The sequence below is a fragment of the Rhizobium rhizogenes NBRC 13257 genome (genome assembly GCF_000696095.1).
Classification (GTDB): domain Bacteria; phylum Pseudomonadota; class Alphaproteobacteria; order Rhizobiales; family Rhizobiaceae; genus Rhizobium; species Rhizobium rhizogenes.
This window is the reverse complement of sequence record NZ_BAYX01000002.1, coordinates 530,929-540,612: the sequence shown is the minus strand read 5'-3', so window position 1 is coordinate 540,612 and position 9,684 is coordinate 530,929. Positions and strand designations below refer to the sequence as shown.

Genomic DNA, 9,684 nt, shown 5'->3' with positions numbered 1-9,684 from the left:
TTGTCATGCGAGCGGACGACAGCGGACAGGTTTGCAACAGGCTTGGCCCTTCACCCCGACCCCTTCCCCATTTGCACGGGAAAGGGAGTTACAGAGCCACCACCCGCATCTTTATATCCCACTTATTTCTTCGCCTCTCGCCGCGAATGGATTTCCTATGCCGCTCGGCGTTACCCTTACGGTCGAATGTAGAGGTAAACGTCATGCTTGACACACATTCTCCCAATCTGACCGAGTCCATCCGCTTCCTTGTCCACGACAGCGACAAGAGACACCATCGCATTGCCGCTTCCGTCCCTACCGATAAGGTCCAGCCGAAACGCCGGCTCCGCAACCGGCAGGTCCGCGAGAAGCGCACCTTCTATGCGATGTTTGCCTTCGGGCTGCTGCTAGGCGCCCTCGAGCTCTTCATCGTGCTGCACTATCTCTAAGCGGCCTCAGGATCATGACCAGAACAGCCTTGCAAAGGCGCATTGGCGGCGCGATCACCGCGCTCGTCACACCGTTTCGGGATGGCGCGCTCGACAGCGTCGGTCTGATGACGCATGTGGAGTGGCAATTGCTCAGCGGCATCGACGGGCTGCTTGCCTGTTCGCTGACCGGCGAAGGCCCGGTGCTTGACGAAGCCGAGCGGGCGCGGATCATCGAGATCTGCGTCGAACTGGCGGAGGGACGAGTTCCGGTCATCGTTGCCACAGGCACCAATGATACGGCAACGACCATCGAAGAAACGCTGCAGGCTGAAAAGCTTGGCGCCGACGCCGCCTTCGTCACCCTTCCCTATTATTCCAAGCCCACCCAGAAGGGCATTGTCCATCACTTCGAGCGGCTGGCGGAAAGCACCGACCTGCCGCTGATCATCCACAACCTTCCTTCCCATACCGCTGTCGACCTAACGCCGATGACGGTCGCGCGACTGGCGGAAATCCCCACCGTCATCGGCATTGCCGACGGCAGCGGCGACCTCGCGCGCATCGGTGCCTGGCGGCCATCGCTGCCGGGATGGATCGGGCTCTATTCGACACATGATGTGACAGCGCTCGCCTTCACCATTGCCGGTGGATGCGGATCGTTTTCGAGCGCCGCCAATATCGTGCCGCGGCTTTTCCACTCCATGCAGATGTCGGCCGAATGTGAGCATCTGGCGGCGGCGCGGCTGATCGAGGATCGGCTGCGGCTGTTGTTCACTGCACTTGCGTGCGAAAGCGCCCCGGCGACAGTGAAGCATGCGCTAGCCTTGATGAAGGATATGAGCCCCGATGTGCGCCTGCCGTTGATCGGCGTCGAGGCAGAGACCGATGCAGCAATCCAGACGGCCATCGCTTCGCTTCGACTGGATTGCGATCATCGCGCTCCCGCGCCGCTGGCATTCCGCCTAGGTTTATAAAAGCGCTCTATCCCTATGAGATTTTTATATTTTAGCCTTTCCTGCCAAATGGAAATCATACCGCATAGCACATAGATTTGAGTGCGTGGCGCTCGCGTCGGTCAGGATCGACAGCAGCGCCGGTGACACTTGGAAAGGAACTATGATGTCACGCTACATCGAATACGGCACTGCCGCTGACCCACTCCAACGCTCTCGTGCTGCTGCCAAGGCCATGCGCCCGGCCCGTTCGCATGCGCTGCAAGACGGCCTTCTCGCCATTGCGCCGCGGCTTGCCCTTGTCGTTCTCGGCGCCGGCGTCGTCCAGGTGCTGATGCACTGGGCCGTCAACTGAGCCTATCGAAGCGAATTTACGAGAGAAAACCATGGCAAACGCACAGCATATCCAGCGCCGCACGGCTCATATGGCCGCTTCACCGGCACCCGCCCGCTTCACCGTCGGCCGCGACCGGCGTGGCAGCTGGATCGTCCAGGACCGGCAGGGCCTCGTCGGCGGCCTGTTCGCCAATGAAGCGGCAGCGCTGCATTTCGCGGCGGAAGAGTGCAATCATAATCCAGCCGATATCTGCCGCGCCCCGGAAGGCTCGGTTCTCGATCTCAACGGCCTCGTCATACCCTTCTCCAACCTGCATTAAGGCGGGATAGTTCAAGAAACTCTTCGACCGCCTCGCGCGCCCGGCCCAACGCTTCTTTAACCCACGCTTGGGTAAAATAGCGGCCGGGTGCCATCAGAGTGAAAGCGCAATGTCGAAGCCTGCCTTCCGTTATAGCCACTACGATCTCAAGGAGCAGCGTGCCGGAACAGTGATCGAAATCACGTTGTCGGCCATCGCCAATGTCCGGCTGATGAACGGCTCCAATTTCCAGCGCTTTACGGAAACTCTGAAGCATCAGTTTCTCGGCGGCGTCGCCAAGAAATCGCCAATCCGGTTGACGATACCGGAGACCGGCCATTGGCATCTGGTGGTCGACATGGAAGGCCATAACGGCTTGGCGGAATCGAGCGTCAAGATGATTGAGAAGGCGCCTGCTCCGCGTATGCAGAAGACCGGATCGCAGACCATCACCAACCGGTGACACCTAGTCTATCTCATTGTCTCTACGCAATTCCGGACGGAAAACCGCTGCGCACTTTTCCTGGCATTGCTCTAGCGCTCGCCGCGCTCCTTGCGCAACTTCGACCACCAGTCCAACCGCTTGCGGATTTCGCGCTCGAAGCCGCGCTCCGGCGGATCGTAGAAGGTCTGGCGGCCCATCTTTTCCGGAAAATAGTTCTGGCCTGAAAAGGCATCCGGCTCGTCGTGATCGTAGCGGTAGCCGTCACCATAGCCCTCGGTACGCATCAGCTTCGTCGGCGCATTGAGGATCTGTTTGGGCGGCAACAGCGAACCATTTTCCTTGGCGGCCTGGGTGGCAGCCTTGAAGGCCGTGTAGAGGGCATTCGATTTCGGGGCGGTGGCGAGATAGACGCAGGCTTGCGCCAGCGCCAATTCCCCTTCCGGCGAACCGAGATAATCATAGGCGTCCTTGGCGGCGTTGCAGATCACCAGCGCCTGCGGATCGGCAAGCCCGATATCCTCGACCGCCATCCGCACCAGCCGACGCCCAAGATAAAGCGGGTCTTCGCCTGCATCGAACATCCGAGCGAGATAGTAGAGCGCCGCGTCGGGGTCGGAGCCGCGCACGGATTTATGCAGCGCCGAAATCAGATTGTAATGGCCATCCTGCGCCTTGTCATAGACCGGCGCGCGGCGCTGCACGATCTTCACCAGCGCGTCCGGATCGAAAAGCTCATCCTTGCGGGCGGCGCGCCAGACTTCTTCCGCCAGCGTCAGCACCGAGCGGCCATCGCCATCGGCCATGCGGATCAGGCTGGCGCGGGCGTCCTCGGTCAGCGGCAGCGGCTTGCCTTCCGTCTTTTCCGCGCGGCTCAGCAGCTCCGCCAGACTTTCCTCGTCGTGCGAGCGAAACGTCAGGACGCGGGCGCGGGACAAAAGAGCGGCGTTGAGTTCGAAGGACGGGTTCTCGGTCGTGGCGCCGACCAGAATAACGGTTCCGTCCTCCATGACGGGCAGGAAGCTATCTTGCTGAGCGCGGTTGAAGCGATGGATCTCGTCGACGAACAACAGCGTCTGGCGGCCATCCATGCGGCGCAGGCGCGCGGTTTCGAACACCTTCTTGAGATCCGCGACGCCGGAGAAGATCGCCGAGATCTGCTCGAAGGCGAGACCCGCCTCGCCCGACAGCAGCCGCGCCACCGTCGTCTTGCCGGTGCCGGGTGGCCCCCAAAAGATCATCGAGCCGAGCGAACCGGATTCGATCATCCGCCGCAGCGCGCCGTCCTCGCCGGTCAGGTGTGACTGGCCGGTGACATCAGCCAGGGTTTGCGGCCGCAGACGATCGGCAAGAGGCCGCTTGCTGGCGACCCCCTCCGGTATCTTCGGTGCAAACAGGTCATCGCTCATCGGAAGAATTGCCGTATGCGCTGGCCGTCGCGTTCGATCTCGACGCGCCAGAAGCTTGGATTGCCGCTAACGGCCTGCTGTAACACGTCGGTCGTGGTGATGGCGACGCCGTTGACGGAAATAATGATATCCTTCGGAGCGAAACCAACGCGATCGGCCGGTGAATTCGCCTTCAGGCTCTCGACCACGACACCGGCCGTATCCGGCGCCAGGTGCAGCTCATCGGCGACACGCGGCGACAGATTGGCGACCGTTACGCCCGCGAAGGGGTTGTTACCCTGAATTAGCTTCTCTTCGCGTGGCGTGGTCTCTGGCGCGGCGGCGAGCGTCATGCTGGCCTGATGTTCCTTGCCGCCATCCAGAACCGTCAAGGTCACGGTGGCGCCGAGGCCGGCCGTCGTCAGACGGTAGCCCAGGGCATCCGGATGCTCGACCGGGATATTGTTGAGGGCGGTGACAACTTCGCCCGGCTTCAGACCGGCCTTCGCCGCCGGCCCACCGTCAATCACCTTGGTCACCAGCGCACCGCGCACCTTGTCGAGGCCGAGCGCTTCGGCAACGTCAGATGTCACCGGCTCAAAGGAGGCGCCGATATAGGGCCGGTCGAAAGTTTTGTCGCCACGATCGGCAGCAGCGAGGAAAACCTTGACCAGATTGGCGGGGATGGCAAAGCCGATACCGTTGGAGCCGCCGCCCTGCGAGAAGATCGCCGTGTTGAGACCGATCAGCTCGCCGTTCATGTTCGCAAGCGCGCCGCCGGAATTGCCGGGATTGATCGAGGCGTCGGTCTGGATGAAGAAGCCAACCTCGTTCTTCACCTGGTTGCGGGCGAGCGCCGAGACGATGCCGCTCGTCACCGTCTGGCCGACACCGAAGGGATTGCCGATCGCCAGCACGAGATCGCCGACTTCAACGCCATCGGAATTGCCGAGCGGCAGAATCGGGAAGGTCTCGTTCTTCGACTGGATCTTCAATACCGCGAGATCGACCCGGTCATCTTTCAGGATGACCTTGCAGGGAAATTCGCGGCCGTCCGACAGCGCGATCTTGATATCATCGGCGCCATCGACAACGTGATTATTGGTGATGACAGTGCCGTTTGCTTCGACGATGACGCCGGAGCCCAGTGAGGATTGCTTCTCCGTGCGATTCGGCATGCGTTGGCCAAAGAACTGCTCGAAAAAGGGGTCGCCGGCAAAAGGCGATTGCCGCTGCACCACCCGCTCGGCATAGACGTTGACCACCGCGCCGGCCGTCTGCTTCACCAGCGGCGCGAACGACAGCTGCATTTGCATCTGGCTTTCCGGCACCGACTTCGCAGTCTGCGCCGCGGCGGAAAGCGGCATCGCCATGATGAGGGCAATCATCGAAACGGCAGTGCGCTTCAGCAGGACCTGCATGGAATTTTCCTTTTTAAATGCTCTTGAAACAACGTTGTAGCGCCCGACGCTAGAAAGAAAAGAGGGCGGAAGCATGAAGCATAGATGGTCGTGCGCGCTCATAAAAAACAGGTGGAATGAACAAAACTGTGTGATTGCGCATTTCACTTCGGAAATCGACAGATGGAGTGACCTTATGCGACCAAACAACCTGACGGCAGCCTTCCTCATCACCTCTCTCACCCTGCTTAGCACCCTCTCCGCGACCGGCACATCCTGGGCCGCGAGCTTCAATTGCGATGCGCAGAACCTGCAGCCTGACGAGAAGGCGATCTGCGATGTGAGGGCGCTCAACGATGCAGACGTGAAGATGGTGACGACCTTCGACCTGCTCTCAGGCCTGCTCGCCATGGGTTCGCGTGGCACGCTGCAGGATGAACAGTCCGCCTGGTTGAAGAAGCGGCAGGCATGCGGCGCGGATGTCGGATGTTTGACGTCGTCTTATCAGGAGCGGATGAAGGAGCTGGATGAGACGTATAAGAGGATCAATCGGCCGATCTAAAAGTAAAGTTGCCCGTCAAAGACAAAACCCCTGATTTGTAATCAGGGGTTTTGCGCTTGCTTTAGATGGTCGGCGATTACTTCCCGCCCAGATCCCTGACGGCGCCGCGGTCCGCGCTGGTCGCAAAGGCCGCATAGGCCTTCAGCGCCGTGGTGACATTGCGCTTGCGCTTTTCGGCCGGGAACCAGCCCTTGGCGTTCTGGGCTTCGCGGCGGGCGGCGAGTTCGGCCTCATCGACGCGCAGGCTGATCGTGCGGTTCGGGATATCGATGTCGATCATGTCGCCTTCGCGCACCAGGCCGATCGTGCCGCCATTGGCCGCTTCGGGTGAAGCGTGGCCGATGGAGAGGCCCGAGGTGCCGCCGGAGAAGCGGCCGTCGGTGATCAGTGCGCAAGCCTTGCCGAGGCCCTTCGACTTCAGATAGCTGGTCGGATAGAGCATTTCCTGCATGCCCGGGCCGCCCTTCGGACCTTCGTAGCGGATGACGACGACGTCGCCGGCCACGACCTGGTTGCTGAGGATGCCCTTGACAGCCGAATCCTGGCTTTCGAAGACCTTGGCAGGACCGGAGAATTTCAGGATCGATTCATCGACACCAGCCGTCTTCACGATGCAGCCGTCGAGCGCGAGATTGCCCTTCAAGACGGCGAGGCCGCCATCCTTGGAGAAGGGATGCTGAGCATCGCGGATGACACCCTTTTCACGATCGAGATCAAGCTCTTCCCAGCGCGCGCTCTGGCTGAAGGCAACCTGCGTCGGGACACCGCCAGGGGCAGCGCTGAAGAGCTCCAGAGCCGCCTTGTTGTCGGTCACCGCAATATCCCATTGCGCCAGCGCCTCGCCCAGCGTTGGGGCGTGGACGGTCGGCAGATCGGCATTCAACAGGCCGGCACGGTTCAGTTCGCCGAGAATCGCCATGATGCCGCCGGCGCGATGCACGTCTTCCATGTGAACGTCTGCCTTGGCCGGTGCCACCTTGGAAAGGCAGGGAACACGCCGGGACAGGCGATCGATGTCATCCATGGTGAAATCGATTTCACCCTCATGCGCTGCCGCAAGGATATGCAGCACGGTGTTGGTCGAGCCGCCCATGGCGATGTCGAGCGCCATGGCATTCTCGAACGCACCCTTGCTGGCGATTGTCCGCGGCAGTGCCGTGACATCGTCCTGCTCGTAATAACGCTTCGCGAGAGCGACAACACGGCGACCAGCCTCAAGGAAGAGCTCCTTGCGGTCCGAATGGGTGGCGAGCGTCGAGCCGTTGCCGGGCAGCGACAGGCCGAGCGCTTCCGTCAGGCAGTTCATCGAATTGGCGGTAAACATGCCGGAACAGGAACCACAGGTCGGACAGGCCGAACGTTCGATGGTGGCGACGTCCTCGTCGCTGATCTTGTCATCGGCCGCGGCGACCATGGCGTCGACGAGATCGAGCGCGACCTTCTTGCCATGCATGATGACCTTGCCGGCTTCCATCGGGCCGCCGGAAACAAAGACCGTGGGGATGTTGAGGCGCAGCGACGCCATCAGCATGCCGGGGGTGATCTTGTCGCAGTTGGAGATGCAGACCATGGCGTCGGCGCAATGGGCGTTGACCATGTATTCGACGCTGTCGGCGATCAGCTCGCGCGAGGGCAGCGAATAGAGCATGCCGTCATGGCCCATGGCGATACCGTCGTCGACGGCGATGGTGTTGAATTCCTTGGCAACGCCGCCGGCCGCTTCGATTTCGCGCGCGACGAGCTGGCCGAGATCCTTCAGATGGACGTGACCCGGCACGAACTGGGTGAAGGAGTTGACCACCGCAATGATAGGCTTGCCGAAATCGCTGTCCTTCATACCCGTGGCGCGCCAAAGGCCGCGCGCGCCCGCCATGTTGCGGCCGTGGGTCGTGGTTCTGGAACGATAAGCTGGCATGGTGTATTCCTCGTCGTCTCGGAAATTGTGAGGCGCCGGCCGGCCCTGGCTTTGCGCCAAAGGGAGCGCCGACATTCCTGCTTTTTGGAATTGTCCTAATCCAATCGCATCGGACTGTCACTATCAACTCAGCCGAATCCGGTACGCCGTAAGGGCAAACCCGGCCTCGGGCCGTTTGTCGGGCGTATTCATCGGCCAAATGACGTGAACACGCGAGCAAGCCGTTTCATCGATCACGGACAGACACAAAAAATTGGTTTCCGTTCGAAAGAAATACCGGCGTAAGACCGTAACAAATCGTGCGTCCCGTACGTAGAGGTCGTATTATCTCTACGATCGCTGAAAGGACTATAGCATGCCTTCCTATCGCCCGCCAAAGATCACCTCCTCCGAGATCACACCGCGCTCGATCTATCTCAGGCGCCGGGAGTTCCTGACGGCGGCGTCAGCCAGTGCCGGCTTGGCCATCGCCGGCGGCAAGAGCGCGCTGGCGGATCCCCTGAACGCGACGAAGAGCAACTATACGGTCGACGAGAAGCTGACACCGATCAAGGATGTCACCACCTACAATAACTTCTACGAATTCGGCCTCGACAAGGGCGACCCAGCGAAGCTTTCCGGCAACTTCAAGCCGCGCCCGTGGACCGTCAAGGTCGACGGCATGGTCAACAAGCCCGGCACCTTCGACATCGATGCGCTGATCAAGGAATTCCCGCCGGAAGAGCGTGTCTACCGCATGCGTTGCGTCGAGGCCTGGTCGATGGTGATCCCGTGGGATGGCTTCCCGCTCTCGGCCTTGCTCGACAAGGTGGAGCCACTCGGCAGCGCCAAGTTTGTCGCCTTCGAGACGGTCGTGCGGCCCTCGGAAATGCCGGGGCAGTCAGGCCTCCTCCAGTCCCTGGACTGGCCCTATGTCGAAGGTCTGCGGCTCGATGAAGCCCGTAATCCGCTGACGCTGCTCGCCGTCGGGCTCTATGGCGAAACGCTGCCAAACCAGAACGGCGCACCGATCCGGCTCGTCGTGCCGTGGAAATATGGCTTCAAGGGCATCAAGTCGATCGTGCGTATCACGCTCACCGACAAGCAGCCTATGAACACATGGCAGGTGGCCAACAGCCAGGAATATGGCTTCTACGCCAACGTCAATCCGGCGGTCGACCATCCGCGCTGGAGTCAGGCAACCGAGCGCCGTATCGGCGAAGGTGGTTTCTTCAGCGCCAACCGCCACCCCACCTTGCCCTTCAACGGCTATGCCGACCAGGTCGCAAGCCTCTATGCCGGCATGGATCTGAGGGCGAATTTCTGATGGCCGTCTCTCTCGCTCTGCCCAAACGCTGGCAGCCCGCTTCCGTCTGGGCGCTCTATGTCATCGGGCTGATACCGGCGGCATGGGAATTCTATCTCGGGGCCACCGATCAGCTCGGCGCCGATGCGGTGAAAACCTTCGAGCTCTTCCTCGGGCTTTGGGCGATCCGCTTCCTGCTGCTGACGCTCGCCGTCACCCCGGCGCGCGATCTGTTCGGCTGGAACTATCTGCGCTATCGCCGCGCGCTCGGCCTGCTCTGTTTTTACTACGCGCTGATGCATCTGGCTGTTTACATGATTCTCGATCAGGCGCTCGACGTCGGAGCGGTGATCGACGATGTGCTGAAGCGGCCATTCATCATGTTCGGCATGGCGGGGCTGGTGATGCTGCTGGTGCTGGCCGTGACCTCGAATAGTTTCTCGATCAAGCGCCTCGGCAAGAAATGGATCTGGCTGCACCGGCTGGTCTATATCATCGCCGCCTGCGGCGCGTTGCATTTCGCGCTGTCGACCAAGGTCCTGTCGCTGGAGCAATATATCTATATCGGCCTGCTGATCGCCATGATCCTCTACCGGTCGTATCGACCGATCATGATGGAGAGACGAAGGGCGGCGCGGAAACCGGTTGCAGCGTCCAGTTCCAGAGCGGCCTGAACTCGGCCGTCCTGTCC

General features: G+C 60.9%; 11 protein-coding genes. 8 read left to right on the top strand and 3 right to left on the bottom strand.

What is annotated here, in order from left to right:
• Positions 1-203 precede the first annotated feature (203 nt).
• From RRH01S_RS06695 to RRH01S_RS06675, 5 genes are all read left to right on the top strand, one after another.
• Positions 204-431, top strand: a complete 228-nt coding sequence (locus tag RRH01S_RS06695; RefSeq protein WP_007690819.1) for a hypothetical protein — start codon at positions 204-206, stop codon at positions 429-431.
• Between the two features lie 14 nt (positions 432-445).
• Positions 446-1,387: a 4-hydroxy-tetrahydrodipicolinate synthase gene (gene dapA / locus RRH01S_RS06690; protein WP_042470359.1), complete on the top strand. Its 942-nt coding sequence runs from the start codon at positions 446-448 to the stop codon at positions 1,385-1,387.
• Between the two features lie 142 nt (positions 1,388-1,529).
• On the top strand, positions 1,530-1,721 hold the full coding sequence (locus tag RRH01S_RS06685) for a hypothetical protein (protein WP_034518426.1): 192 nt from the start codon (positions 1,530-1,532) through the stop codon (positions 1,719-1,721).
• Positions 1,722-1,752: 31 nt separating this feature from the next.
• Positions 1,753-2,022: a hypothetical protein gene (locus tag RRH01S_RS06680; protein WP_007690815.1), complete on the top strand. Its 270-nt coding sequence runs from the start codon at positions 1,753-1,755 to the stop codon at positions 2,020-2,022.
• Between the two features lie 109 nt (positions 2,023-2,131).
• Positions 2,132-2,464 carry a DUF1883 domain-containing protein gene (locus RRH01S_RS06675; RefSeq protein WP_007690814.1) on the top strand — a complete coding sequence of 111 codons (333 nt, stop codon included), beginning with the start codon at positions 2,132-2,134 and terminating at the stop codon, positions 2,462-2,464.
• A gap of 71 nt (positions 2,465-2,535) precedes the next feature.
• Here RRH01S_RS06675 and RRH01S_RS06670 read toward each other — a convergent pair whose 3' ends face one another.
• On the bottom strand, positions 2,536-3,852 hold the full coding sequence (locus tag RRH01S_RS06670; RefSeq protein ID WP_007690813.1) for a replication-associated recombination protein A: 1,317 nt from the start codon (positions 3,850-3,852) through the stop codon (positions 2,536-2,538).
• On the bottom strand, positions 3,849-5,252 hold the full coding sequence (locus tag RRH01S_RS06665; RefSeq protein ID WP_007690812.1) for a DegQ family serine endoprotease: 1,404 nt from the start codon (positions 5,250-5,252) through the stop codon (positions 3,849-3,851). The genes RRH01S_RS06670 and RRH01S_RS06665 overlap by 4 nt, the downstream gene beginning before the upstream one ends.
• Positions 5,253-5,427: 175 nt before the next feature.
• Here RRH01S_RS06665 and RRH01S_RS06660 point away from each other — a divergent pair, with 175 nt between their 5' ends.
• Positions 5,428-5,793 (top strand): lysozyme inhibitor LprI family protein, encoded by a 366-nt coding sequence (locus RRH01S_RS06660; RefSeq protein WP_042470356.1) that lies wholly within the window; start codon positions 5,428-5,430, stop codon positions 5,791-5,793.
• Positions 5,794-5,869: 76 nt separating this feature from the next.
• On the opposite strand, the gene ilvD is transcribed toward RRH01S_RS06660, so the two are convergent.
• Positions 5,870-7,708, bottom strand: a complete 1,839-nt coding sequence (gene ilvD, locus RRH01S_RS06655) for a dihydroxy-acid dehydratase (protein WP_042470352.1) — start codon at positions 7,706-7,708, stop codon at positions 5,870-5,872.
• A gap of 355 nt (positions 7,709-8,063) precedes the next feature.
• On the opposite strand from ilvD, the gene msrP reads away from it, so the two are divergent.
• Both msrP and msrQ read left to right on the top strand, forming a co-directional pair.
• Entirely contained in the window at positions 8,064-9,014 is a 951-nt protein-coding gene (gene msrP, locus RRH01S_RS06650; RefSeq protein ID WP_034518429.1) for a protein-methionine-sulfoxide reductase catalytic subunit MsrP, read from the top strand.
• A complete protein-coding gene (gene msrQ, locus RRH01S_RS06645) occupies positions 9,014-9,667 on the top strand; it encodes a protein-methionine-sulfoxide reductase heme-binding subunit MsrQ (RefSeq protein WP_034518432.1) in 654 nt (217 codons plus the stop codon). Before msrP ends, msrQ begins: the two co-directional genes overlap by 1 nt.
• Positions 9,668-9,684 lie beyond the last annotated feature (17 nt).